Source organism: Streptomyces sp. NPDC057963 (assembly GCF_042887155.1).
GTDB lineage: Bacteria > Actinomycetota > Actinomycetes > Streptomycetales > Streptomycetaceae > Streptomyces.
In genome coordinates this window covers 143,794-169,181 of sequence record NZ_JBHVPX010000005.1, presented here as the reverse complement: position 1 = coordinate 169,181, position 25,388 = coordinate 143,794, and the positions used below count along the sequence as shown (strand labels likewise).

The window sequence follows — 25,388 nt, the reverse complement described above, 5'->3', positions numbered from 1 at the left end:
GATGTATTCGGGCGTTCCGACAACGCGGCAAGGTGCCGCAGCTGTCGTCGCGCGCCCGCCAGGGACTACGGACAGCCCTTGGGGGACCGGCGGTCCGGGCCCCGCGCAGGCGCCCGACCGGAGCGAACGGGCCCCGCCCGGCACGAGCCGGGCGGGGAGGCTACCGGCCGCCGCGCTCGTCCACGATCCGCTTGAACTTGCCCAGGGACCTCTCCAGCGTCTCGGGGTCGACGATCTCTACCCCGACCGACACCCCGATCCCGTCCTTGACGGCCGCCGTGATCGACTCCGCGGCGGCCATCCGCTGCTCCGGCGTGGCCCCCGCGCGGGCCTCCGCCCGCACCGTCAGCGCGTCGAGGCGGCCCTCGCGGGTCAGCCGCAGCTGGAAGTGCGGTGCCACCCCCGGTGTGCGCAGCACGATCTCCTCGATCTGGGTCGGGAAGAGATTCACCCCGCGCAGGATCACCAGATCGTCGCTGCGCCCGGTCACCTTCTGCATCCGCCGGAACACCCGGGCCGTGCCCGGCAGCAGCCGGGTCAGGTCCCTCGTCCGGTAGCGGATCACCGGCATGGCCTCCTTGGTGAGCGAGGTGAAGACCAGTTCGCCCTCCTCGCCGTCCGGCACCACCTCACCGGTGAACGGGTCGACGACCTCGGGATAGAAGTGGTCCTCCCAGATGTGCAGCCCGTCCTTGGTCTCCACGCACTCCTGTGCGACACCGGGCCCCATCACCTCCGACAGGCCGTAGATGTCGACCGCGTCGATCGCGAACCGCTCCTCGATCTCGCGCCGCATCTCCTCCGTCCAGGGCTCGGCACCGAATATCCCGACCTTCAGGGAGGTCGTCCGCGGATCGACGCCCTGCCGCTCGAACTCGTCGAGGAGCGTCAGCATGTACGACGGAGTGACCATGATGATCTCGGGCCGGAAGTCCTGGATCAGCTGGACCTGACGGGACGTCATGCCGCCGGAGGCGGGAATGACCGTGCAGCCGAGCCGTTCCGCTCCGTAGTGCGCGCCGAGTCCGCCGGTGAACAGCCCGTATCCGTACGCCACATGGACCTTCTGGCCGGGACGGCCGCCGGCCGCCCGGATCGAGCGGGCGACGACGTCCGCCCAGGTGTCGAGGTCCTGCTCGGTGTAGCCGACGACGGTCGGACGGCCCGTCGTCCCGCTGGACGCGTGGATCCTGCGCACACGCTCCTCGGGGACGGCGAACATGCCGAAGGGGTAGTTGTCCCGCAGGTCCGCCTTGACCGTGAAAGGGAAGCGGGCGAGATCGGCGAGCGTACGGCAGTCGTCCGGGTGCACCCCGGCGTTGTCGAACGCGGCCCGGTAGTGGCCGACGTTCTCGTACGCGTGGCGCAACGTGGTCCGCAACCGCTTCAGCTGGAGTGCCTCCAGCTCGTCCCGGCCCAGTTGTTCCGCCGCGTCCAGCAGAGCCGCCATCCGGATCTCCCTCTTACGAGCAGGCGACCGATCATTCGGTCGATCTTTCGGTAGCAGTAATTCAGGATGTTCCGCCTCCTGGCAAGAGGGGTGACGCACACCACACCCTCGCGAGCGTCCCGCATCGCGCGGATACGCCCACACCGAACAGCGCTGCGCCGCCGGGCCCGCCCTGTTCGGATGACCTGCATGCCGATCTTCCATGCATACGACGGGACCGAACTCACCTACCGCCTCCTCGGGGAGGGCGTACCGCTGATCTGTCTGCCCGGCGGGCCGATGCGGGCCGGCGGGTACCTCGGTGATCTCGGCGGCCTCTCTGCCCGCCGGCAGCTCGTGGTCCTCGATCTGCGCGGCACCGGGGAGTCCGCGGTGCCGGGCGACCCGTGGACGTACCGCCGCGACCGGCTGGTGGACGACGTCGAGGCGCTGCGCGAGCACCTCGGCCAGGAGCGTGTCGACCTGCTCGCCCACTCCGCGTCCACCGATCTGGCCGCGCTGTACGCGGTCCGCCACCCGCAGCGGCTGCGTTCGCTCGTGCTCGTCGCACCCGGCATCCGGGCCGTCGGCGCCGAGGCCACCGACCAGGACCGGCGCGACGCCGGTGAACCGCGCCGCGACGAACCGTGGTGCGGGGCCGGACGGGGCGCCCCGGAAGCCATCCGGCCGGGGCGCGACGCAGCTGAAGTCCCCTCCGCCGCCGAGCCGTTCACCCTCGGGAGCCGGGACGCCCTCGCCCGCCCCCACGCCGCCACCGCATCCGGGCAGACGGACTCCGAAGCGGCGCGGGTCCACTGCCGGGACGGCGCGTTCGACCCCACCCCCACCGCCCCCACCGCCGCCGTGCTGAGGGCTGTGACCGCGCCGGTCCTCGTCCTCGCGGGGGAGTACGACGGAGGACCGGCCCCCGACCGGGTCGCCGAACTGGCCGCGCTCTTTCCGAACGCCGAGTTCGCCGTGGTGCGCGGCGCCGCGCACCACCCGTGGCTCGACGACCCGGGCGCCTTCGTCCGGACGGTCGAGGCCTTCCTCGACCCGGACGTGCTCAGCGTGCAGGCCGGCGGCATCCGGCTCGCACACCGGGAGTGGGGCGATCCGTCCGCGCCGCCCGTCGTGCTCGTCCACGGCCGCTGCGGCGACAGCAGGACCTGGAGACGGATCGCCGAACACCTCGCCGACGCGCACCGGGTGTACGCGTTCGACTTCCGCGGGCACGGCCTCAGCGACTGGCCCGGCCGCTACTCCTTCGAGCTGTTCCGGGACGATCTGCATGCCTTTCTGGAGGCCCGCAATCTGGCCGGCGCCACTGTGGTCGGACACTCCATGGGTGCCGCTGCCGCCTGTCTGCTCGCCGAGCGCGAACCCGGACTGATCGGCCGGCTCGTCCTGGAGGAGCCCCCGCCGCCGTTTCCGCTCGATTCGCCGCGCGGCCCCGTGGAACGCCCCGACGAGGAGCTGGACTTCGACTGGCCGGTGGTGCCGTCCACCGACGCCCAGCTGAACGAACCGGACCCGGAGTGGTGGGGGAGGATCGGTTCGATCACGGCCCCGACCCTCGTCATCGGCGGCGGTCCCGCCAGCCGGATCGCCCAGCAGGGGCTTGCCCGGATGGCGGAACGGATACCCCGTGGCCGCTTCGTCACCATCGACGCCGGACACCTCGTGCACACCGAGCGACCGGACGAATTCCTCGCGGAACTACGGGCTTTCGGCCTGGTTTGAACACCCCTCGGACGTCGGCGGCGAGGTCAGGACCGATGCAGCAGCGAGGTCAGGACCTCCTGAAGAGTGGCCTCCGCATCGGCCACGGACCCCGTCGACCGCCAGGCCACGAATCCGTCGGGTCGCACCAGGACGGCCCCTTCGGGTGTCGTGCCGTGGAGCTCGGCCCAGTCGGCCCCGTCCTCCGGCTCCAGATCGGCCCCCGGGCCGATGCCGTACGCCGGGAGCCGTACCGACAGCCGGCCGGCAACCTGTGCCGCCGCCTGCCGCCACACCACGTCCTCACCGTCCGTGAGCAGTACGAAGGTACGCTCGTAGAGATCCAGGGTGGACTTGCGATCACCGGACTGACGGACCCACAGATGCGGTGCCCTGCTGCCTGGTTGACCGCTCAGCTGCATTCCCTCCGGCACCACCGGCTGCTCCGGGTCGGTGCCCAGCACGGCGCCGCGGACATAGCGGTAGCCCAGGGCCACGGTGAGCATGCCGCCCCGCTTCCCGCGGCCCGCACCCGGCGCCGCGGCGTATCCCGGGTGGCTGTGCTCGCTGGAACGCGCCGAAGCCCGCGCACTCGTCGCCTGCGCCACCGGCAGCCGCTCCTCCCCATAGGTGTCCAGCAGCCCCGGACCCGCCTCGCCCCGCAGCACGGCGGCGAGCTTCCAGGCCAGGTTGTGCGCGTCCTGAATGCCGGTGTTGGAACCGAACGCCCCGGTGGGGGACATCTCGTGGGCCGAGTCCCCGGCGAGGAAGACCCTGCCGGACGAGTACCGTTGCGCGACCCGCTCCGCGGCGTGCCACGGGGCCTTGCCGGTGATCTCGACGTCGATGTGCGGAGCGCCGACCGCCGCGCGGATATGCTCCGCGCACCGCTCGTCGGTGAAGTCCTCCAGGGTTTCGCCGAGTTGGGGCTGCCACGGTGCGTGGAACACCCACTCCTTCTTGTTGTCCACCGGCAACAGGGCACCGTCCGCTGCGGGGTTGGTCAGATAGCAGACGATGAAGCGCCGGTCGCCCAGCACATCGGCGAGCTGATGGGAACGGAAGGTGATGCTCACGTTGTGGAAGAGGTCACCGGGCCCCGTCCGGTCGATGCGCAGCTGCTCGCGGATGGGGCTGCGCGGCCCGTCGGCCGCGACGAGGTAGTCCGCGCGCACACCGATGTGCTCTCCGGTCTCGCGGTTCTTGAGCGTCGCCTCCACCCCTGACCGGTCCTGGTCGAAGCTCTGCATCTCGGTGGAGAACCGCAGGTCACCGCCCTGCTCGCGGGCCAGCTTCACCAGTACGGGTTCCAGGTCGTTCTGGCTGCACAGGCACCAGCCGGTCGGGCTGAAACGGGCGAGCCCGCCACCCGGATCGATCTCTTTGAACAGCCACTCCTGGTCCTCCCCCGTGAGGGAGCCGGCTTGCAGGATGCCGTGATTGTCGGCGAGTACCGAAGCCGCCTCCCGGATGCCCGGCTCGGCACCCGCCGTGCGGAAGACCTCCATCGTGCGCACGTTGTTGCCGCGCCCGCGCGGATGCGTCGAGGTGGAACGGTGCTTCTCGACCAGCAGGTGCTCGATGCCGAGCCGGCCGAGGAAAAGTGAGGTGGACAGGCCCACCAAGGAGCCGCCCACGATGAGGACCGGTACGCGAATGTCGACGTTCTCGTTCATCAGTTGCTCCAGCTCGGACGCTGTTCTGTTGCCTTGTTCCATGCCCTTGTCGGAGAGGTTCGGACGGCCGCTCACCTGAACGGTTCATAAATCTCGCGCCGCCCGGACCAGCGTTTCACGATCGGTCACGGAGACGATGCCCGCGGTAACGGGGGCGGACCGCTCGCACCCGCCGGAAGAGTCCCCGCTCCGAACCACTCGCCAACCGACGGTTGACGGCATGCCATCCGGCCTGTCCACGACACCGTCTCGAAGGAGACCGAAAGATGACCACCACCCTCTCGGAACGGATCTCCCAGTCCGCCTTCGACGGCTCCAGGCTGCGGGTCGTCCTGCTGCTGGACCTGTACGACGGTGCCCAGAAGGAGTTCCTGGAGGCGTATGAGCACCTGCGCAATCAGGTGGCATCCGTTCCCGGGCACATCAGCGACCAGCTGTGCCAGTCCATCGAGAACCCCTCGCAGTGGCTGATCACGAGCGAATGGGAGAGCGCACCTCCGTTCCTCGCCTGGGTGAACAGCGAGGAGCACGTCGCGACGGTGCAGCCGCTGCACAACTGCGTGCGCGACACCCGTTCGCTCCGGTTCAGCGTCCTGCGGGAGACCGGCAAGGCCTTCGAGTCGGCGGTCGAGGCGGCCAAGGGCAGGCTCCAGACGTCACCCCGTCTCGGCGACGGAGTGGTGCGCCACGCGCTGACCTTCACGGTCAAGCCCGGGACCGAGGACATCGTGGCGAAGATCCTGGCCGACTACGACTCACCGAAGGCCCGTGTCGACGAAGACACCCGTTTGCGCCGCACCTCGCTCTTCATGCACGGCAACCGCGTCGTGCGGGCGGTCGAGGTCGAGGGCGACCTCCTCGCGGCCCTGCGCCACGTCGCCCGGCAGCCCGAGGTCAGGGCCGTCGAAGAGGCCATCAACCCCTACCTGGAGCAGGACCGGGACCTCAGCGACCCGGACTCCGCCCGGATGTTCTTCACCCGAGCGGCGCTCCCCACCGTCCACCACGTGACCGCGGGCCGGCACAAGGCCGAGGACATCCGCCGCCACGCGCTCTTCTACCAGGCCAAGGAGGGGTGCGGCATGGCACTCGCCCGGCTGCTCGCCGGCCACGACGAGGAGGCGGCCGACGATCCCGCGAGCATCATCGACAGCAGCACCATCTTCCAGCGCGACGACGTCGTCGTCCGCCTCCTCGAAGCGGTCGAACCCATCGGCGCCCAGGCGACTCAGGCGGTCGGCATCGACGGCCCCGGCAAGGTGGCCAGGCTCGGACGCCTCCTCGACAGCGGCGCGAACGCCGTGCCCACGGACGACCGGGGGATCGCGCAGTTCCTCGCGCAGTCCGAGATGACCCTGATCACCGATCGGCGGTCCACGGAGTCCTGAACCGCGCACCCGCACCCTGGGGGGTTCTCGCTCAACCCGTCAATACAACGCGCAACGCGCCAGGAGGAAACCAGTCATGACCATGCACCGGCCACGCATCGTGGACCTCAGCGAGACGCAGCCCAACCGCAGGCGCGGAGGCGACCTTCGCGCCATGCTCACGCCCACAGCGGTGGGAGCCACCAGCGGTTTCATGGGGCTGGCCATCGTTCAGCCCGGCGACCGCATCGGCGAGCACTACCACCCCTACTCCGAGGAGTTCGTGTACGTGGTGAACGGCCTCCTGGAGGTGGATCTGGATGGTGAAACGCACCGGATGCAGCCCGACCAGGGCCTGCTGATCCCTCCCCATGTACGCCACCGGTTCCGGAACGTCGGCGACGTCGAGGCACGCATGGTCTTCCACCTCGGTCCGCTCGCCCCGCGCCCGGAACTCGGCCACGTCGACACCGAGCACACGGAGTCCGCCGAGCACACGCAGCCCGCCGGACGCGTCGCGCCGCCGGAACGAACCGAGGCCGTCTCATGACCCGCCGCGTGGGGGTCACCGGCGTCGGTGTCGTCGCCCCTGGCGGCATCGGCGCACCGGCCTTCTGGGACCTCCTCGCGAACGGCCGCACAGCGACCCGGGGCATCACCCTCTTCGACCCGGCCGGCTTCCGCTCCCGTATCGCCGCCGAGTGCGACTTCGACCCGGCGGCACACGGACTGGACGCGGACCAGGTGGCCAGGTCGGACCGGTACGTCCAGTTCGCGCTGGTGGCCGCCAGGGAGGCCCTCGCGGACGCGGGCCTCGACCCGGGGAAGGCGGACCCCTGGCGCATGGGGGTGTCGCTGGGCACCGCGGTCGGCGGCACCACCCGACTGGAGCACGACTACGTCGCCGTCAGCGGCAGCGGCGCCCGCTGGGACGTCGACCACCGGCCGGCCGGCCCGCATCTGGAGCGGGCCTTCTCACCCAGCTCCCTCGCCTCGGCCGTGGCCGAACAGGTAGGCGCGCACGGCCCGGTGCAGACCGTCTCCACGGGCTGCACCTCCGGCCTGGACGCGATCGGGTACGCCTTCCAGTCCATCGAGGAGGGCCGCGTCGACGTCTGCATCGCCGGGGCCTCCGACTCGCCGATCACCCCGATCACGGTGGCGTGCTTCGACGCGATCAAGGCCACCTCGGCGAACAACGACGACCCGGAGCACGCCTCCCGGCCGTTCGACTCCCGCCGCGACGGCTTCGTCATGGGCGAGGGCGGAGCGGTGCTCGTCCTGGAGGAGCTGGAGCACGCCCGCGCCCGCGGCGCGACCGTCTACTGCGAGATCGCGGGCTACGCGACCTTCGGCAACGCGTACCACATGACCGGGCTGACCTCCGAAGGACTGGAGATGGCCGAGGCGATCAACCGGGCCCTCGACCACGCCCGGATGGACGGTGCGCAGATCGACTACGTCAACGCGCACGGCTCGGGCACCAAGCAGAACGACCGGCACGAGACGGCCGCCGTGAAACGGGCGCTGGGCGCGCACGCCTACAACGTACCGATGAGTTCCATCAAGTCCATGATCGGCCACTCGCTGGGGGCGATCGGGGCCATAGAGATCGCGGCCTGCGTACTCGCCCTGGTCCATCAGACGGTGCCGCCGACGGCGAACTACGAGAGCCCGGACCCGGAGTGCGACCTCGACTACGTGCCGCGGACCGCTCGCCCCCTGAAGCTGCGCAGCGTCCTCTCGGTCGGCAGTGGATTCGGCGGCTTCCAGTCCGCGGTGGCCCTGACACGAACAGGTGGGAGGACACCATGAGAACCCGTAGAGCCCGGCGCGCCGTCGTCACCGGCATCGGTGTCGTCGCTCCCAACGGAACCAATACGGAGGCCTTCTGGAAGAGGACGCACGAAGGCGTCAGCGTCCTCGACCGGATCACCCGCGAGGGGTGTGAGCACCTTCCGCTGCGGGTCGCGGGCGAGGTGCGGGGCTTCGAGGCGGTCGAGCTGATCGAAGAACGCTTCATCGTCCAGACCGACCGGTTCACACATTTCGCGATGGCCGCCGCGGACATCGCACTGGACGACGCCCGGCTCGGCCGGGCCGACTACGAGAACTCACCGTTCGACGTCGGCGTGGTGACCGCGGCCGGGTCCGGCGGCGGTGAATTCGGCCAGCGTGAACTCCAACGGCTGTGGGGGCAGGGATCCACCTATGTGGGTCCGTACCAGTCCATCGCCTGGTTCTACGCCGCCAGCACCGGCCAGATCTCGATCCGCGGTGGTTTCAAGGGGCCGTGCGCGGTCGTGGCCAGCGACGAGGCCGGCGGCCTGGACGCGCTGGCGCATGCCGCCCGGTCGATCCGTAGCGGAACCGAAGCGGTGGTGGTCGGTGCGGCCGAGGCCCCGCTGGCCCCCTACTCGGTGGTCTGCCAGCTCGGGTACGGGGACCTGAGCACCCGCGACGACCCCGCCCGCGCCTACCGGCCGTTCACCTCGGACGCCTGCGGCTTCGTGCCGGCCGAGGGCGGCGCCATGCTGGTGGTCGAGGAGGAGCAGTCGGCCCGCCGGCGCGGGGCCCATGTCCGGGCCGAAGTCGCCGGGCACGCCGCCACGTTCACCGGAGCGTCGCGGTGGGAGGAGTCCCGGGAGGGACTCGCCCAGGCGATCATCGGCGCCCTGCGCGAGGCCGATTGCGCTCCGGACGAGATCGACGTCGTCTTCGCGGACGCCCTCGGCGTGCCGGCGGCCGACCGTGCCGAGGCGCTCGCGATCGCGGACGCACTCGGTGCGCACGGCCGGCAGGTACCGGTGACGGCGCCCAAGACAGGCATCGGGCGCGCCTACTGCGGGGCACCCGTGCTGGACGCGGCCGCCGCCGTGCTCTCCATGGAGAACGCGCTGATACCGCCGACGCCGAACGTCTTCGAGGTGTGCCACGACCTCGACGTCGTCACCGGCAGTGCCCGCCCCGCCGACCTGCGGACGGCACTGGTGCTCAGCCGCGGGCTCATGGGCTCGAACGCGGCGATGGTGCTGCGGCGCTCCACCGACACCCACATGTGAGAAGGAGAAGTCCTCATGACCGATCGACTGACCTACGCGGAACTCGCCGTCCTGATGAAGAAGGGCGCCGGGCTCACCGTGGACCCGCACGAAATGGAGAAGCGCCCCGGATCCGCCTTCGACGAGTTCGGCCTCGACTCGCTGGGCCTGCTCGGCATCGTGGGCGTGCTGGAGAACCGGCACGGCAGGGCGCTGCCGACCGACGCCGACCGCTGCAAGACCCCCCAGGAATTCCTGGACCTCGTCAACAACACCCTCATGCAAGGAGCCTGACGTGCCTGGACGCACCGAGAACGAGATCACCATCGCCGCCCCCCTTGATCTCGTCTGGGACGTGACGAACGATCTGGAGAACTGGCCGCGGCTGTTCAGCGAGTACGCCGCGGTCGAGGTCATCGAACGGGACGGCGACAGGACGAAGTTCCGCCTGACCATGCACCCCGACGAGAACGACAAGGTATGGAGCTGGGTCTCCGAGCGGACCGTCGACCGCGTCGGCCGTACGGTCCGCGCCCGCCGGGTCGAGCCGGGCCCGTTCCAGCACATGAACATCCACTGGGAGTACTCGGAGGCGCCCGGCGGTACGAAGATGCGCTGGACCCAGGAGTTCGCGATGCGCCCCGACGCGCCCGTCGACGACGCGTGGATGACCGACAACATCAACCGCAATTCCAAGGTCCAGATGGAGCTCATCCGGGACAAGATCGAACAGCGCGACCGGGAGCGCCGTACCGCCTCGGCTTCGGCCCGCTGACCCGCCGACCGCCCCGCGGCCCGGCACCCCGCCGTCCGGCCGGGTGCCGGGCCGGGAACCAGAAAGGCATCCCACGATGCACCACGCTCTGATCGTCGCCCGGATGGCGCCCGGTTCGGCGCCGGACATCGCCGACCTGTTCGCGGCCTCCGACAGCACCGAACTGCCGCACCTCGTCGGCGTCACCAGGCGCAAGCTGTTCCAGTTCGGCGACGTCTACCTGCACCTGATCGAATCGGAGCGCCCGCCGGGCCCCGAGATCGCCAAGGTGACGGAGCACCCGGAGTTCAAGGACATCAGCGACAAGCTCACCGCGTATGTGAGCGCGTACGACCCGAAGACCTGGCGCGGCCCCAAGGACGCCATGGCCCACGAGTTCTACCGGTGGGAACGCGGCGCCACCGCTTGAGACGGGAGACCGCCCCGGGTCCGGCCAGTCGGCCGGACCCGGGGCGGTCTCCGTCGTCGCTCCCGGGGGAGTGGAGTCAGTCCGGGACCACGCATTCGAAGGCGTGGAGGTAGGCGTTGACCGGTACGACCTTGCCGATCAGCAGCCCGGCGTCCGAGATCCGGCCGACCAGGCTCTCCCGCGTGTGCTTCGCGCCGCCGACATTGAGGAGCAGCAGCAGGTCCATCGCGGTGGTGAACCGCATCGAGGGGCTGTCGTCGACGAGGTTCTCGATGACGACGACCCTGGCTCCCGGGCGGGCCGCGGCGACGACATTGCGCAAGGTCCTGCGCGTGCTGTCGTCGTCCCACTCCAGGATGTTCTTGATGATGTAGAGATCGGCCTCGACGGGGATGGCCTCGCGGCAGTCCCCGGCCACGATATGGGTCCGGTCGACGAGCGGCCCCTCGTCCCGCAGCCGGGCGTCGGCGCGCGCCACCACGCCGGGCAGGTCCATCAGGGTGCCGCGGACCGACGGGTGCTTCTCGAGCAGACTGGCCAGTACGTGCCCCTGGCCGCCGCCGATGTCGGCGACCGCGGACACCCCGGTGAGGTCGAGGAGTTCGGCGACCTCCAGCGCGGACTGCATGCTGGAGGTGGTCATGGCCCGGTTGAAGATCTGGGCCGACTCGTGGGCGTCCTGGTGGAGGTAGTCGAAGAACCCCTTGCCGTGCACGTCCGCGAAGACGCTCTTGCCGGTGCGCACCGCCTCGTCGAGGCGCGGCCAGACGTCCCAGGTCCAGGGCTCGGTGCACCACAGGGAGATGTTGCGCAGGCTGTTCGGGTCGTCCTCGCGCAGCAGGCGGGACATCTCGGTGTGGGCGAAGTCCCCGTCCGGGGTCTCGGTGAAGATCCCGTAGCAGGACAGCGCGCGCAGCAGCCGGCGCAGGGGCACCGGCTCGGTCTTCACCAGCGCCGCGAGTTCCTCTGCGGTCGCGGGCGTCTCGCCCAGCGCGTCGGCGACGCCCAGCCGGGCCGCCGCGCGCACGGCGGCCGCGCGGGCCGCCCCGAAGACGATCTCGCGCAGTCGCATGGCCGGCTGAGGGGGCGTGACGGGGTGGGGGACGGCGGCGTGGACGGGCGTCGATGGGGTGGTGGCGGGGGTGGGACTCACAGTGGTCATGCTGTTTCGCTTCTCCTCGTGCGGGGGTGCGCCGATCAGCACATCCCGGCCGGTGTGGACTTCGTGCAGACGTTGCCGACGAAGGTGTTGCCCTTGCCGGTGTCCCCATTGGCCAGGTCGGCCGGCTTGTTGCCGAGCACGACATTGCCGCTGATGGTGTGGCCGGTGTTCTTCGTGCCCACGAAGCTCTTGAACAGCACGACGCCGCCGGAGAGCGGCGTGGCGCCCACGTTGTTGCTGATGGTGTTCGCGCGGACCTGGGTGTCCGCGGCGCCGGTGAGCACGATGCCGGAGCCCTGGATGGCGGGCAGGCGTTCGGTCTTGGCACAGAACTTGTTGTTGTCGGTGATCTGGTTGGACCGGATCGTCATGGCTCCGGCCTGCGGCCTGCCCTCGTCGCCCACGACGAACACACCGCTGCAGTTGGCGGTGAAGGTGTTGTCGTGGATGGAGAGGTTCCTGACGCGCCTGGCCGTGAAGCCGATCCGGTTGTCCGACAGCGTGTTGTCCTGGAGCTCCGTGCCCCGGGTGTCGGTGGCGCCGCCCTCCTGGTCGACGCTGTTCGCGACGAAGATGCCCGCGTCGCCGTTGGCGCGGGCGGTGTTGCCCATGAACGCGCCGCGGGTCGAGCGCTCCTGGGCGATGCCCCAGACGCCGTTGTGTTCGGCGGTCACCCGCCGCACGGACAGCCGGTCGGTCCAGGAGGCCCAGACGCCGTTCTTCTTGAATCCGGAGACGGTCAGCGAGTCGATGCTCACGCCGTCGACGGTCCGGCCGGCCCGGCCCAGGACGCAGACTCCGCTGCCGGTCTTCGCACAGGCGTCGGGGGACCGCGGGGCCTTCGCCGCCGGCCGGACGACGGTCCGGTCTCCGAAGCCGCGCAGGGTGAGGTTCGGTTTGGTGATCAGGACGGTCTCCCGGTACGTGCCGGGCATGACGACGACGGTGTCACCGGGCCGAGCGGCGTCCACCGCCTTCTGGATCGACTGGCCGGGCCGCACCACATGGGCGCTCGTGGCTGATGCGGCGGGGATCGCCGCGCCGAGTCCAGCGGCGGAGACGACCGCGACCGGGACAAGACTCTTGATGTGTCGTTTCCTCATGAGCCGAAGCTATGGGCGATTTCCCCCCATTGCCACATAAGGTGAGCGGACGGGTACCCGGCGTGCCCGAATGGCTTACGCCGGGGTGAGCCATCCGGGGCCGGGGGTGGACGTGCAATGTCGCACCCGGGTGATCCGGAACGGCACTGCCGCGGGTGTACCGCTCAGGCCGCCGTTCGGGTGTTCCTCGGGGAAGCCGGCCCGCCGCCATTCGGGTGTCTCACCGGCCCCCGGAACCGGTCCCCGACACCGGCTCCCGGTCCCCGACACCGGCTCCCGGCCCCCGGCACCGGCTCCCGGCCCCCGGTGCCGGGGGCCCGGTCTCAGTCCTCGGGCCCGCGCCGGGGCGCGACGACCGAGCGGGCCCATCGGTAGTCGGCCTTGCCGCTCGGCGAACGCCGGATCTGCCCGGCGATCACCAGCCTGCGGGGGATCTTGTAGCCGGCCAGGCGCGTCCGGCAGTGCGCCTGGACGTCGTCCAGCGAGGGCGCGACCGCACCTTCGCGCAGCTGCACCACCGCCGCGACATGGTTCCCCCACCGTTCGTCGGGCACCCCGGCGACCAGCGCGTCGTACACATCCGGGTGGGCCTTCAGCGCCTGCTCGACCTCCTCCGGATAGACCTTCTCGCCCCCGGTGTTGATGCACTGCGAGCCCCGGCCGAGGACCGTGACGATGCCGTCCGCGTCGACGGTCGCCATGTCGCCGAGCAGGACCCAGCGCTCACCGTCCCTGTGGAAGAACGTCTCCGCCGTCTTGTGCGGGTCGTTGTAGTACCCGAGCGGCACATGGCCGCGCTGCGCGATCCGCCCCGGCTCGCCCGGAGCCACCGGGTCGTGGGTCACCGGATCGACCACCGCGGTACGGGAGTTGACCCGCAGTCGGAAGCCCTTCTCCGGTCCGGAGTCGGCCGTCGCCGTGCCGTTGAATCCGGACTCCGACGAGCCGAAGTTGTTCAGCAGCATCACCGTCGGCACCAGTTCCTGGAACTCCGCACGCACCGAGTCCGACATGATGGCGCCCGAGCTGGAGATGGAGAACATCGACGAGCAGTCGGTGCCCTTCAGCGGTCCCCTCAGCGCGTCGACCAGCGGCCGCAGCATCGCGTCGCCCACCAGGGACACGCTGGTGACCTTCTCCTTCTCGATCGTGCGGAGCACCTCCTGGGGTACGAACTTGCGGTGGACCACCACCCGTTGCCCGAAGTTGAACCCGATGAACGCCGTGAGCGTCGACGTGCCGTGCATCAGCGGGGGAGCGGGGAAGAAGGTGATCCCGTCACCGCCGGCGGCCACCCGCTCGGCCAGCTCCTGCGGTGACTTCACGGGCTCACCGGTCGGCGCACCGCCGCCGAGGCCGGAGAAGAAGAGGTCCTCCTGACGCCACATCACGCCCTTGGGCATTCCGGTGGTGCCGCCGGTGTAGATGATGAACTGGTCGTCGGCCGAACGCGGGGGAAAGCCGCGCTCCGGGCTCCCGGCGGCTTCGGCGTCCGTGAACGCCACGGCGTCCGGACCGGGGGCACCCGCCGCCGACGCCCCGACCCGGACCAGGTGGCGGAGCGTCGGCGCCTTCGGTGCGGCGGCCGAGACCCGCTCGTCGAACTCGGCGTCGAAGACCAGCGCCGCCAGATCCGCATCCCGGTAGAGGTAGGCCAACTCCTCCTCCACGTAGCGGTAGTTGACATTGACGGGGACGATGCGGGCCTTGAGGCAGGCCAGTACCGTCTGGAGGTACTCGACCCCGTTGTAGAGGTGCAGCCCCAGGTGCTCGCCGGGGGCGATGCCCGCCTCGATCAGATGGTGGGCGACGCGGTTGGCGGCCGCGTCCAGCTCCGCGTACGTCAGCCGGCGCTCCGCACCCGTACCGGGGTGGTCGAGGTAGACGAGCGCCTCGCGTTCCGGGACCGCGTCGACGACCGACTCGAACAGGTCGGCAAGGTTGTACTCCACCGTTCCTCCTGACCCCGGATGCTGACTGGCTCGGCGGTCATTAGAGCGCCGGGAGGCATAAGTGGGAAGAGGGGCCGCCGAAGAAATCTGACTACCTGTCAGAAAACTATTGAACTGGACCCCCGCCTACTGCAACCTGTTCTAGGTCTTGAGACGGGAGGCAGGCAATGGGTGGTACGGAACACCTCACCGTGCGGCGCGAGGGCGCCACGCTGGTGCTCACCTTGAACAGGCCGGAGGCGAAGAACGCTCTCTCGCTGCCGATGCTGGTCGGGCTGTACGACGGCTGGCTGGCGGCGGACGAGGACGATGCGGTCCGCTCCGTCGTCCTCACCGGCGCGGGCGGCTGCTTCTGCGCCGGCATGGACCTCAAAGCCCTGGCCGGCAAGGGGATGGAGGGCGAGCGGTACCGCGACCGGATGACCGCCGATCCCGATCTGCACTGGAAGGCGATGCTGCGCCACCACCGCCCCCGCAAACCGGTCATCGCCGCCGTCGAGGGCCACTGCGTGGCGGGCGGCACCGAGATCCTGCAGGGCACCGACATCCGCATCGCCGGGGCGAGCGCCACCTTCGGGCTCTTCGAGGTCGCCCGCGGCCTCTTCCCCATCGGAGGGTCGACGGTGCGGCTGCCGCGCCAGATCGCCCGCACTCACGCGCTCGAAATGCTCCTCACCGGGCGTCCCTACAGCGCCGAGGAGGCGGCCGGCATCGGGCTGATCGGCCGGGTCGTCCCCGACGGCACCGCACTGGCACAGGCCCTCGAAGTCGCCGAGCGGATCAACGCCTGCGGACCGCTCGCCGTCGAGGCCGTCAAGGCATCCGTGTACGAGAGCGCCGAGCTGACCGAGACCGAGGGCCTCGCCGCCGAACTGAAGCGCGGCTGGCCGGTCTTCGCCACCGACGACGCCAAGGAAGGCGCCCGCGCCTTCGCCGAGAAGCGCCCGCCCGTCTACCGGCGCGCCTGAGCCAAGGAGGCAACCGTGCCCGACATCCTCAGCGCACCGCTGGTGCTCGAATTCCCCTTCACCCGCTCCCTCGGCCCGGTCCAGAGCGCCTTCCTCACCGGACTGCGCGCACGCACCGTGCTGGGCGTCCGGACCGCCGGGGGAAGCATCCTCGTCCCACCCGTCGAGTACGACCCCGTCACCGCCGAAGAGATCCGCGAACTGACCGAGGTCGCCGCCACCGGCACGGTCACCACCTGGGCATGGAACCCCGCCCCGCGCCGCGGCCAGCCCCTCGGCACCCCCTTCGCATGGGTCCTCGTCCGGCTCGACGGGGCCGACACCGCCCTGCTGCACGCTCTGGACGCGCCCGGACCGGAAGCCGTCCGCACCGGCCTGCGGGTACGGATCCGCTGGGCCCCCGAGCGGACCGGCGCCATCACGGACATCGCCTGTTTCGAACCGTCCGACGGCGGCGAGACCGGCCGGTCCGCCCCGCACGGCTGCGAGTGCGGCGACCCCGTCACCGGCATCGTCACCCCCGCCCGCCTCGACTACCGGTACACCCCCGGCCGCGCCCAGGGCGCGTACCTCGCCGCACTCTCCGAGCAGCGCGTCGTCGGGGAGCGCTGCCCGTCCTGCGCCAAGGTGTACGTGCCGCCCCGCGGCGCCTGCCCCACCTGCGGGGTCGCCACCGCGGAGCAGGTGGAGGTCGGCCCGCGCGGCACCGTGACCACGTACTGCATCGTCAACATCAAGGCCAAGAACCTCGACATCGAAGTGCCCTACGTCTACGCGCACATCGCCCTCGACGGCGCCGGCCTCGCCCTGCACGCGCGGATCGGCGGCATCCCGTACGACCAGGTGCGCATGGGCCTGCGGGTCGAACCCGTCTGGACGGAGGGCGGACGCCACCCCGATCACTACCGGCCGACCGGCGAGCCGGACGCCGACTACGACGCGTACAAGGAGTTGCTGTAGATGCGAGACGTGGCGATCGTCGCCTTCGCGCAGACCGACCACCTGAGGCGCACCGACGAACTCTCCGAAGTCGAGATGCTGATGCCCGTCCTCCACCGGGTCCTCGACGCGACCGGTCTCCGGGCGAGCGACATCGGCTTCACCTGCTCCGGCTCCAGCGACTACCTCGCGGGCCGCGCCTTCTCCTTCACGATGGCGCTCGACGGTGTCGGCGCGTACCCGCCGATATCCGAGTCCCATGTGGAGATGGACGGCGCCTGGGCACTGTACGAGGCCTGGGTGAAGATCCAGACGGGCCAGGCCGACACCGCGCTCGTCTACGCCTACGGAAAGTCCTCGCCCGGTGAGGTGCGTGACGTCCTCACCCGGCAGCTCGACCCGTACTACGTCGGCCCGCTCTGGCCGGACTCCGTCGCCCTCGCCGCGCTCCAGGCGCAGGCGCTGATCGACGCGGGCGACACCGACGAGGCCGCCCTCGCCGCGATCGCCACCCGCAGCCGCACCGCCGCCGCGGACAACCCGCATGCCCAGCTCACCGGCCCGGTCCCGGCCGGTGAGTACGTCGTGCAGCCGCTGCGCACCGGCGACTGCCCGCCGGTCGGCGACGGCGCCGCAGCCGTGGTCCTCGCCGCCGGTGAAACCGCACGGGCCCTGTGCGCCCGCCCCGCATGGATCCGCGGGATCGACCACCGCATCGAGGCTCACGCCCTCGGCGTCCGCGAGCTGACCGAGTCACCGTCCACCCGGCTGGCCGCGACCCGTGCCGGCGCCTTCGAACGTCCCGTGGACACCGCGGAGTTGCACGCCCCGTTCACCTCCCAGGAGGTGGTGCTGCGCAAGGCGCTCCGGCTCGGCGCCGACGTCACCGTCAACCCGTCCGGCGGTGCGCTCGCCGCCAACCCGGTCATGGCCGCCGGGCTGATCCGCCTCGGCGAGGCCGCGGCCCGCATCCACCGAGGCGAGTCCGACCGGGCGCTCGCCCACGCCACCTCCGGTCCCTGCCTGCAACAGAACCTGGTCGCCGTACTCGAAGGGGAGAGCGCTCATGCCTGAGGAGCCCGTGGCCGTCGTCGGCGTCGGCCAGACGAAGCACGTCTCCGCCCGCCGGGACGTCTCCCTCGCCGGACTCGTCCGCGAGGCCGCCGTCCGCGCGCTGGAGGACGCCGGGCTGACCTGGGCGGACATCGACGCCGTCGTCATCGGCAAGGCACCGGACTTCTTCGAGGGCCTGATGATGCCGGAGCTCTATCTCGCCGACGCTCTCGGCGCGGTCGGCAAGCCGATGCTCCGGGTGCACACCGCGGGCTCGGTCGGCGGCTCCACCGCACTCGTCGCCGCCAATCTGGTCTCCGCGCGGGTGCACCGCACCGTTCTCACGCTCGCCTTCGAGAAGCAGTCCGAGTCCAACGCCATGTGGGGCCTCTCGCTGCCCATCCCGTTCCAGCAACCGCTGCTGGCCGGAGCGGGCGGCTTCTTCGCCCCGCACGTCCGGGCCTACATGCGCCGCACCGGGGCACCCGGCACGATCGGCTCACTCGTCGCCTACAAGGACCGGCGCAACGCGCTCAAGAACCCGTACGCGCACATCCAGGACCCCGACATCACCCTGGAGAAGGTCCAGTCCGCACCGATGCTCTGGGACCCGATCCGCTACTCGGAGACCTGCCCGTCCTCCGACGGGGCCTGCGCGATGATCCTCACCGACCGTGCCGGAGCGGACCGCGCGCCGCACCCGCCCGCCTGGGTGCACGGCGGCGCGATGCGCAGCGAACCGACCCTCTTCGCCGGAAAGGACTTCGTCTCGCCGAGGGCGGGCAAGGACTGCGCCGCCGACGTGTACCGGCAGGCGGGGATCAGCGACCCGCGTCGGGAGATCGACGCCGTCGAGATGTATGTGCCGTTCTCCTGGTACGAGCCCATGTGGCTGGAGAACCTCGGCTTTGCCGAGGAGGGCGAGGGCTGGAAACTCACCGAATCCGGCGTCACCGAACTCGACGGCGACCTGCCCGTGAATCCCTCGGGCGGGGTGCTCTCCACCAACCCCATCGGCGCCTCCGGCATGATCCGCTTCGCCGAAGCCGCGCTTCAGGTACGGGGACAGGCGGGCGAGCACCAGGTGGCGGGGGCGCGAAAGGCGCTCGGCCACGCCTACGGCGGCGGGGCGCAGTTCTTCGCCATGTGGCTGGTCGGAGCCGAACCCCCCACCGGCTGACCACGGGCGGTCCCGGACCGGAGGAAGCCCGCCACGCGGCCTGTCCCGGGCCGCTCGCGGTGGCTGGGCTCTGGCCGGGACGGCAAGCGGGAGGAGCCGACGTGGCGGAGAGCGCCACCACCCGGCAGCCCTGCGCGGGCTGGGACGAGCCGGACCTCGCCCTCACCGTCCGCCACGAAGGGCGGGGCGGTGCCGCCGACGACCTCGCCACCCCGGACGGGCTGATCCGCCGGGTGCGCGAGCGGCGCGCGCTGCTCGGCGACGCGGTCGGCGGCGAAGCGTGGGCGGCCGACGGACACTTTCCCGAAGCCGTGCGGTCGCTGCGCGCCGCCGTCCGGGCGCTCTTCGCCCACGCAGTCCGCCCCGGCGGCCCGAGCCCCGCCGACGCCGGACGCCTGCCGCCCTTCGAGGAGGCGCTCCGCCGCCTCGATGCTGCCGCCGCCGCGGTCCCGACCGTGCCGCGTCTGGACCGGGCACCGGACCGCGCTCCCGCCGTCCGCGACCACCCGGTCGGCGCAACGGCGGAACGGGACGCGCTGCCCGCCGCCCTCACCCGCGCGGCCGTCGGATTCCTCGCCGGGCCGGACCGCGCGGCGCTGCGCGCCTGCCATGCCCCGCGCTGTGCGCGGTACTTCGTCAGGGAGCACCCCCGCCAGGAGTGGTGCAAGCCGTCCTGTGGCAATCGTGCCCCGGTGGTCCGCCACCACGAGCGCCGGCGTGCCACGTAGCGTGGTGACCGTGACAGGCGAGAGAGATCTTCGAACCCTGCTGAGCGGCATGCGGCCCGAGCTGAACCCGGGCCGCTACGTCTTCACCACCACGCCCCGCGGCGCGGCACCCGAGGGCGTCGACCCGGTCGTGACCGTCGCCGAGCCCGAAGGGCTCACCCTGGTGCTGCCGGAGGCGCAAGCCGTCTCGGTGGGCCTGCGATACGACTACGTGGCGGGATGGATCACGCTCCGTGTCCACTCCGCACTGGACGCGGTGGGGCTCACCGCGGCCGTGTCCCTGGCGCTCACCGACGCCGGGCTGAGCTGCAACGTGGTGGCGGGCTTCCATCACGACCACCTGTTCGTTCCGTACGACCGTGCCGCCGAGGCGGTCGGCGTGCTGGAGACGCTGGCCGCGGAGTCCGGCCAGCGGCCCCGGCCGTAGCGGCCCCGGCCGCGCCATCCGGTCGGCGGTCGGGCCACGGAGCCTGCAAGCCCGGCCCGCGGCCCCGATCGAGCCCCGGCCTGCGCGGACCCGGCTCCGCAACGTGAGCCGGGACACGTAACATGTCTGCATGTCCTTCCTCCGCCGCCGTAGCGCCGCCACACCCGCGGGCCCCGACTTCGACGTCCTGGCCATGGACCCGGGGGACTGGCCCGGAAACCTCGGTGCCGGTCTGCTGCCCGCGCCCGACGGGAGCTGTCAGGGCGTCTTTCTCCGCTACGACCTGTTCGGCGGCCGCGGCCCCGCGATGATTATCGGCAATCTTCCGGAGGGGTCGCCGGCCCGCGAGACCGAGGAGGGCCAGGTCCCGTTCGAGGTCGCCCAGCTGCTGCTCGCGCTGGAGAACGACGAACCGGTCGAGGTCACGGGCACCGAGGACATGCCCGTGATGCAGGGCGACAACCTGCTGATCGTCCGCCGCGTCAAGCTCTCCGAGAGCCGGATCTCCTGTGTCCAGTTCGACCGCAGCGACGGCGTGCTCGTCACCATCGCCAGCTGGGACCGGCCGATCACCGATGATCTGTACACCCTGCTGAAGCCGCTGCCCGCCGAGCTGTTCCAGCAGGGCTAGAAACGTTCCTTCGTCGGCCGCCCGTATGCGTCGGGCGGCTGCGGGGCGCGCACAACCAACTGTCCAAGTGCTCGCGGCCTCTGTCCAAGAGGCCGCTTTGTCATGTGCCTTGTCGGGTCAGTCGTCGGACCTTTACCGTCGGCCACATGACATCCGGGATGACGCGACGCACCACAGTGAAGACAGCGATTGGCGCAACCAGCGCTCTGGCATGGGGGGTTCCTGCCCTCTCCGGCACGGCGGCGGCCACCGGCACCTCCGATGAATCGAAGGAGGTGGCAGACCCCGCGCACGCGAAGGAAGCGGCGGCGCCGACCCTCCGGTACGACACACCGGCCGCGAGCTGGGAGCGTGAGTCGCTGCCCATCGGCGGCGGTGCGCTCGGTGCGAGCGTGTACGGGGCCCTTGCCTCCGAGCGGCTCACCTTCAACGAGAAGACGCTGTGGACCGGCGGCCCCGGTTCCGCCGAGGGCTACGACTTCGGGAACTGGACCACCCCCAGACCCGGTGCCCTCGCCGGCGTACAGCAACGCCTCGACAGCCAGGGCGCTCTCGATCCGGACGCGGTCGCCGCCGAGCTCGGCCAGGCGCGTCGCGGCTACGGCGCCTACCAGGTCTTCGGCGACCTGTGGCTGGATCTGCCGAACGCCCCGGCCGCCCCCGACGCCTCCTACCGGCGTACCCTCGATCTGCGAAACGCCCTCGCCGCCGTCACCTACTCCCACCAGGGCGCCGTCCACACAAGGGAGTTCTTCGTCTCCCACCCGGACAGGGTCATCGCGGGGCGCCTCGCCGCCGACCGTCCGGGACAGGTGTCGTTCACCCTGCGCCACACCTCACCCCGCGGCGACTGCACCGCCATCGCCGACAAGGACCGGCTCACCGTGCGCGGCGCGCTGAAGGACAACGGTCTGCGCTTCGAGGCCCAGATCCGCGTCCGGGCCAGCGGCGGCACCGTCACCGACGGTGCGGACGGCACTCTCACCGTCACCGGAGCCGACAGCGCCTGGTTCGTCCTCGCCGCGGCCACCGACTACGCCGACCGCTACCCCTCCTACCGCGGCGACGACCCGCACGGAGCGGTCACCGCCGCCGTGGACGCGGCCGTCCGCACCTCGTACGAGAAGATCCGCGACACCCACGTACGCGACCACCGGTCCCTCTTCGACCGGGTCGCCCTCGACATCGGCCAGCAACTGCCGGACCTGCCCACCGATCAGCTGCTCGCCGGGTACACGGGCGGTACGAGCCCCGCCGACCGGGCCCTGGAGGCGCTGTTCTTCCAGTACGGCCGCTACCTGCTGATCGCCTCCTCGCGGGCCGGCTCGCTGCCCGCCAACCTCCAGGGCGTCTGGAACAACTCCACCACCCCGCCGTGGTCCGCCGACTACCACACCAACATCAACCTGCAGATGAACTACTGGCTCGCCGAGGTCACCAACCTCGCCGAGACCACCGCACCCTACGACCGCTGCGTCGAGGCGATGCGCGCCCCGGGCCGCAGAACGGCGAAGGAGATGTTCGGGACCGCCGGCTGGGTCGTGCACAACGAGACCAACCCGTACGGCTTCACCGGCGTCCACGACTGGTCCACCGCCTTCTGGTTCCCCGAGGCTGCCGCCTGGCTGACCCAGCAGATGTACGAGCACTACCGGTTCGGCGGTTCCACCGGCTATCTGCGCTCCACCGCCTACCCCGCGATGAAGGAGGCCGCCGAATTCTGGCTGGCCAACCTGCGCACCGACCCGCGCGACGGACTGCTCGTCGTCACCCCCAGCTACTCTCCCGAGCACGGCGACTTCACCGCCGGTGCCGCGATGTCCCAGCAGATCGTCCACGACCTCCTCACCAACACCCTGGAGGCCGCCCGCACCCTCGGTGACGCACCCGCCTTCCGCAGCCGCCTGGAGACCGCCCTCGACCGGCTCGACCCGGGGCTGAGGATCGGCTCCTGGGGCCAGCTCCAGGAGTGGAAGACCGACCGCGACGACCCGGCCGACGACCACCGCCATGTCTCGCACCTCTTCGCCCTGCACCCCGGGCGGCAGATCGAACCCGGCAGCAAATGGGCCGAAGCGGCCAAGGTCTCCCTCGGTGCGCGCGGCGACGGCGGCACTGGCTGGTCCAAGGCATGGAAGATCAATTTCTGGGCGCGGCTGCGCGACGGCGACCACGCCCACAGGATGCTCGCCGAACAACTGAAGAACTCCACCCTGCCCAACCTCTGGGACACCCACCCGCCGTTCCAGATCGACGGGAACTTCGGCGCCACCTCGGGCATCGCCGAGATGCTGCTGCAGAGCCAGCACGGTGCCGTCGAGATCCTCCCGGCCCTCCCGGCGAACTGGCCGGACGGATCGGTACGCGGGCTGCGTGCCCGGGGCGGCTTCACCGTCGACATCGCATGGGCCTCGGGGCAGGCCCGCCGTGTGGTGATCACGGCGAGCCGCAGCCGCGAAGTGACCGTCCGCAGCTCGCTGTTCGCGAGCGGCGAGAAGGTCTTCAAGGCGCGTGCCGGCGGGCGCTACACGCTGACGGCCGAAGGCTGAGCGAACAGCGCGGTCACCCGCGCCGCCGAGACACCGAGCCCCGTGGGACCGCTGAGGTGCCACGGGGTGCCGGTGCCCCGCCGCAGGTCCTCCTCGCGGTAGCGCCGGCAGTCCCGGTGCCAGATCAGGATGCCCGCGAGCCAGTGCTTGAGCTCCTGCACGTAACCGGCCAGGATCTCCCTCGCCTCCGCGTCCAGCCCGAAGTCGTCGTACACCACCGGCAGTTCCTGCTCGGCAACGTGCAGGAACTGCCGCAGCCGCGACTTCATCAGGTCGTGCACGATCGCCACTCCGGTGGGATAGTCCACCCCGAAGAAGTTCTGCACGACCAGGACGCCGTTGTGCACCTCGCCCTCGTACTCGATCTCCTTCTGGTACGAGAACAGGTCGTTGAGCAGACACGCGTAGTCCGCCGCCGCGTTCTCCAGCGAGCGCAGCGGCCCGCTGTGGTAGATCTCCGGCGGCACCTTCCTGCCGTGCCCAAGACGGCACAGGCTCATCGTGAGATCGGAACCGAAGGTCTTGCGCCGCATCTCGATGTAGTCCACCGGGTCGGGGATGCGGTTCTGCACCTGGTTCGCCAGCTCCCACACCCAGCTCGCGGTCATGTCCTCGACCGCCGTCCGGAAGGCGCGGCGGCCGCTCGCGTCCATCGGGGCCGATGTCTTGGCCCAGAGATCGGCCAGAGCGCGCTCCAGGGCGTTGACCGGCTCGGGCGCCCCGGCCCCGTCGAGGGGCATGAACAGCGACAGCCGCTCATTGGCGAGCTTGGCCCCCGCCAGATCACGGGACCGCCCGTGCACCACCGGGAACCAGTCGTCGCCGTACGTCCCCCAGGCAAGCCACTGGGAGGACAGATCCAGTTCGTCCGGTGTCGCATCCGGGTGAAGCCCCGCCGCGCACAGCGGCAGGTCGATCGCGACGAGCCGCGTCTCGTCCCAGATGTGCGATCCCGGCACGCCCGGCTGCGCCTCCAGGATCCCCATCCGGTTCGCCCAGTCGACGATCCGTACCCGCGCCCCGTCCAGATGCGGGCTGAGCGTCGTACCGAACGGCAGCTCGAAGTCCGGCAGCAGGGACGGGCCGACGTGCTGGTACGGCACATGGGTGTGGCTGCGCAGCCGGGCCGACTCCGAGCGGGAGGTCAGCCGGATCGACGCCGCGGACATGCCGAAACCGGGCTCGGTCCCGCCCGCTCCGCCGCCGTTCATGTAGCGGCTGGAGCGCATGTGCCACTCATGACCGCCCGACTGCCAGTCCTGCAACCCCTTGACGTACGCCAGCACCGCCGCGGCGTCCGCCGGGTCGAGTCCCTTCTCCGCGCAGAGCGGGCCGAGTTCGGTGAGCGCCGTGTTCTCGAACTGCTGCAACCGCGACGTCAGCAGATCGTTCACCGCGTCGGCGGCCTCCTGCGTGGAGCACCCGAGGAAATGTTCGAGAACCAGCACACCATTGCTGTTCTCGCCCTCGTCCTCGACCTCCCGCTGGTACGAGAAGAGGTCATTGCGCAGATGTACGGCGTCGGAGAAGGCGTCCCGCAGCACGCGCAGCGCACGCTCGTCGGCCATCGACGCGGGGACCTCCGCGTCCGCCGCGTACTCGACGAGCCCGGCGGACCAGGGGGCCCCGCCCACCTTGCGGCGCATCTCGATGTACTCGACGGGGTTCGCGATGCGTCCCTCGTTGATGTTGGCGAGTTCCCACAGCGACTCGTTGAGCAGGTTCTCCGTCGCCACGGCGAACCTGGCCCGCCAGGCGTCGGACATGCTCGGCACCGTACGCGTCCAGAGATCGGCCAGTCCCGCCTCGACCGGGTTCGTCGGCTCCGGCATCGGAGCCCCGCGGTCCATCGGCATGAACGCCGGCAGCCGGTCCAGATACCGCTTCCCGCCCTCGCGGTCCGGGGTGCGCTTGAACAGCTCCAGGAAGTGGTCGTCGAAGAAGAAGACCCACACGTACCAGTCGGTGACCAGCGAGAGCGCCTCGGACGAGCAGTCGGGGTGGGTGTACGCGCACAGCAGCGCGTAGTCGTGGGAGTCGAGGTCCTTCTCCTCCCAGATGCCCGAACCCTCCAGCATCCCCATGCTGCGCGCCCACTTCTTGGTGTGCTGTCGTGCCTCCTCAAGGTGGGTATTGAGCCGCGCCGGATATGGAACGTAGAAGTCCGGCAGGGTGAAGGGCTGAGCCATGTGCGTCCGGCCTTTCCGAGATTTCCGTGCGAACGCCGCACGGACCGGTGGTGTCCGCGCGAGCACTACCCTTCGGCCCTGCGGGGCA

Annotated in this window: 22 protein-coding genes; 16 read left to right on the top strand and 6 right to left on the bottom strand. The window is 70.9% G+C overall.

Annotated elements, in window-relative coordinates; genetic code table 11:
• Positions 1-160: 160 nt before the first annotated feature.
• On the bottom strand, positions 161-1,450 hold the full coding sequence (gene paaK / locus ACFVT1_RS13875; RefSeq protein WP_389794881.1) for a phenylacetate--CoA ligase PaaK: 1,290 nt from the start codon (positions 1,448-1,450) through the stop codon (positions 161-163).
• 189 nt (positions 1,451-1,639) lie between these two features.
• Between paaK and ACFVT1_RS13870 the strand changes: the two genes are divergently transcribed.
• Entirely contained in the window at positions 1,640-3,172 is a 1,533-nt protein-coding gene (locus ACFVT1_RS13870) for an alpha/beta fold hydrolase (protein WP_389794880.1), read from the top strand.
• Between the two features lie 26 nt (positions 3,173-3,198).
• Here ACFVT1_RS13870 and ACFVT1_RS13865 read toward each other — a convergent pair whose 3' ends face one another.
• Positions 3,199-4,827 carry an FAD-dependent oxidoreductase gene (locus tag ACFVT1_RS13865; protein ID WP_389795464.1) on the bottom strand — a complete coding sequence of 543 codons (1,629 nt, stop codon included), beginning with the start codon at positions 4,825-4,827 and terminating at the stop codon, positions 3,199-3,201.
• Between the two features lie 266 nt (positions 4,828-5,093).
• Here ACFVT1_RS13865 and ACFVT1_RS13860 point away from each other — a divergent pair, with 266 nt between their 5' ends.
• The 7 genes from ACFVT1_RS13860 to ACFVT1_RS13830 all read left to right on the top strand — a co-directional run bounded on the left by ACFVT1_RS13860 (position 5,094) and on the right by ACFVT1_RS13830 (position 10,419).
• Positions 5,094-6,215, top strand: a complete 1,122-nt coding sequence (locus ACFVT1_RS13860) for a SchA/CurD-like domain-containing protein (protein ID WP_389794878.1) — start codon at positions 5,094-5,096, stop codon at positions 6,213-6,215.
• A gap of 76 nt (positions 6,216-6,291) precedes the next feature.
• Entirely contained in the window at positions 6,292-6,744 is a 453-nt protein-coding gene (locus tag ACFVT1_RS13855) for a cupin domain-containing protein (protein ID WP_389794876.1), read from the top strand.
• Positions 6,741-8,009: a beta-ketoacyl-[acyl-carrier-protein] synthase family protein gene (locus ACFVT1_RS13850; protein ID WP_389794874.1), complete on the top strand. Its 1,269-nt coding sequence runs from the start codon at positions 6,741-6,743 to the stop codon at positions 8,007-8,009. The genes ACFVT1_RS13855 and ACFVT1_RS13850 overlap by 4 nt, the downstream gene beginning before the upstream one ends.
• Positions 8,006-9,256: a ketosynthase chain-length factor gene (locus tag ACFVT1_RS13845; protein WP_389794873.1), complete on the top strand. Its 1,251-nt coding sequence runs from the start codon at positions 8,006-8,008 to the stop codon at positions 9,254-9,256. The genes ACFVT1_RS13850 and ACFVT1_RS13845 overlap by 4 nt, the downstream gene beginning before the upstream one ends.
• Before the next feature lie 15 nt (positions 9,257-9,271).
• On the top strand, positions 9,272-9,529 hold the full coding sequence (locus ACFVT1_RS13840; RefSeq protein WP_362198871.1) for an acyl carrier protein: 258 nt from the start codon (positions 9,272-9,274) through the stop codon (positions 9,527-9,529).
• 1 nt (position 9,530) lies between these two features.
• The gene (locus ACFVT1_RS13835; RefSeq protein WP_389794871.1) at positions 9,531-10,010 is read left to right on the top strand and encodes an SRPBCC family protein; all 480 of its coding nucleotides are present in this window, start codon (positions 9,531-9,533) and stop codon (positions 10,008-10,010) included.
• Positions 10,011-10,086: 76 nt separating this feature from the next.
• Complete coding sequence (locus ACFVT1_RS13830; RefSeq protein ID WP_389794869.1) at positions 10,087-10,419, top strand: TcmI family type II polyketide cyclase; 333 nt, start codon at positions 10,087-10,089, stop codon at positions 10,417-10,419.
• A 76-nt stretch (positions 10,420-10,495) separates the two neighbouring features.
• Here the strand turns inward: ACFVT1_RS13830 and ACFVT1_RS13825 are convergent, their stop codons facing one another.
• From ACFVT1_RS13825 to ACFVT1_RS13815, 3 genes are all read right to left on the bottom strand, one after another.
• A complete protein-coding gene (locus tag ACFVT1_RS13825; RefSeq protein ID WP_389794867.1) occupies positions 10,496-11,581 on the bottom strand; it encodes a methyltransferase in 1,086 nt (361 codons plus the stop codon).
• Between the two features lie 35 nt (positions 11,582-11,616).
• Positions 11,617-12,684: a nitrous oxide reductase family maturation protein NosD gene (locus ACFVT1_RS13820; protein WP_389794865.1), complete on the bottom strand. Its 1,068-nt coding sequence runs from the start codon at positions 12,682-12,684 to the stop codon at positions 11,617-11,619.
• Between the two features lie 323 nt (positions 12,685-13,007).
• Positions 13,008-14,636, bottom strand: a complete 1,629-nt coding sequence (locus tag ACFVT1_RS13815) for an acyl-CoA synthetase (RefSeq protein ID WP_389794863.1) — start codon at positions 14,634-14,636, stop codon at positions 13,008-13,010.
• A 167-nt stretch (positions 14,637-14,803) separates the two neighbouring features.
• Here ACFVT1_RS13815 and ACFVT1_RS13810 point away from each other — a divergent pair, with 167 nt between their 5' ends.
• From ACFVT1_RS13810 to ACFVT1_RS13775, 8 genes are all read left to right on the top strand, one after another.
• Positions 14,804-15,604 carry a crotonase/enoyl-CoA hydratase family protein gene (locus ACFVT1_RS13810; protein WP_389794862.1) on the top strand — a complete coding sequence of 267 codons (801 nt, stop codon included), beginning with the start codon at positions 14,804-14,806 and terminating at the stop codon, positions 15,602-15,604.
• A 15-nt stretch (positions 15,605-15,619) separates the two neighbouring features.
• Positions 15,620-16,564 carry a Zn-ribbon domain-containing OB-fold protein gene (locus ACFVT1_RS13805; RefSeq protein ID WP_389794860.1) on the top strand — a complete coding sequence of 315 codons (945 nt, stop codon included), beginning with the start codon at positions 15,620-15,622 and terminating at the stop codon, positions 16,562-16,564.
• Positions 16,565-17,617 (top strand): thiolase domain-containing protein, encoded by a 1,053-nt coding sequence (locus tag ACFVT1_RS13800; RefSeq protein WP_389794859.1) that lies wholly within the window; start codon positions 16,565-16,567, stop codon positions 17,615-17,617.
• Positions 17,610-18,776: a thiolase domain-containing protein gene (locus tag ACFVT1_RS13795; protein ID WP_389794857.1), complete on the top strand. Its 1,167-nt coding sequence runs from the start codon at positions 17,610-17,612 to the stop codon at positions 18,774-18,776. Before ACFVT1_RS13800 ends, ACFVT1_RS13795 begins: the two co-directional genes overlap by 8 nt.
• A gap of 101 nt (positions 18,777-18,877) precedes the next feature.
• Complete coding sequence (locus tag ACFVT1_RS13790) at positions 18,878-19,504, top strand: ABATE domain-containing protein (protein ID WP_389794856.1); 627 nt, start codon at positions 18,878-18,880, stop codon at positions 19,502-19,504.
• A gap of 10 nt (positions 19,505-19,514) precedes the next feature.
• On the top strand, positions 19,515-19,931 hold the full coding sequence (locus tag ACFVT1_RS13785) for an ACT domain-containing protein (protein ID WP_389794854.1): 417 nt from the start codon (positions 19,515-19,517) through the stop codon (positions 19,929-19,931).
• Positions 19,932-20,061: 130 nt separating this feature from the next.
• Positions 20,062-20,562 carry a hypothetical protein gene (locus tag ACFVT1_RS13780; RefSeq protein WP_018550733.1) on the top strand — a complete coding sequence of 167 codons (501 nt, stop codon included), beginning with the start codon at positions 20,062-20,064 and terminating at the stop codon, positions 20,560-20,562.
• A 146-nt stretch (positions 20,563-20,708) separates the two neighbouring features.
• Complete coding sequence (locus tag ACFVT1_RS13775) at positions 20,709-23,111, top strand: glycoside hydrolase N-terminal domain-containing protein (RefSeq protein WP_389794852.1); 2,403 nt, start codon at positions 20,709-20,711, stop codon at positions 23,109-23,111.
• On the opposite strand, the gene ACFVT1_RS13770 is transcribed toward ACFVT1_RS13775, so the two are convergent.
• On the bottom strand, positions 23,087-25,300 hold the full coding sequence (locus ACFVT1_RS13770; RefSeq protein ID WP_389794850.1) for a germacradienol/geosmin synthase: 2,214 nt from the start codon (positions 25,298-25,300) through the stop codon (positions 23,087-23,089). The genes ACFVT1_RS13775 and ACFVT1_RS13770 overlap by 25 nt on opposite strands.
• Positions 25,301-25,388 lie beyond the last annotated feature (88 nt).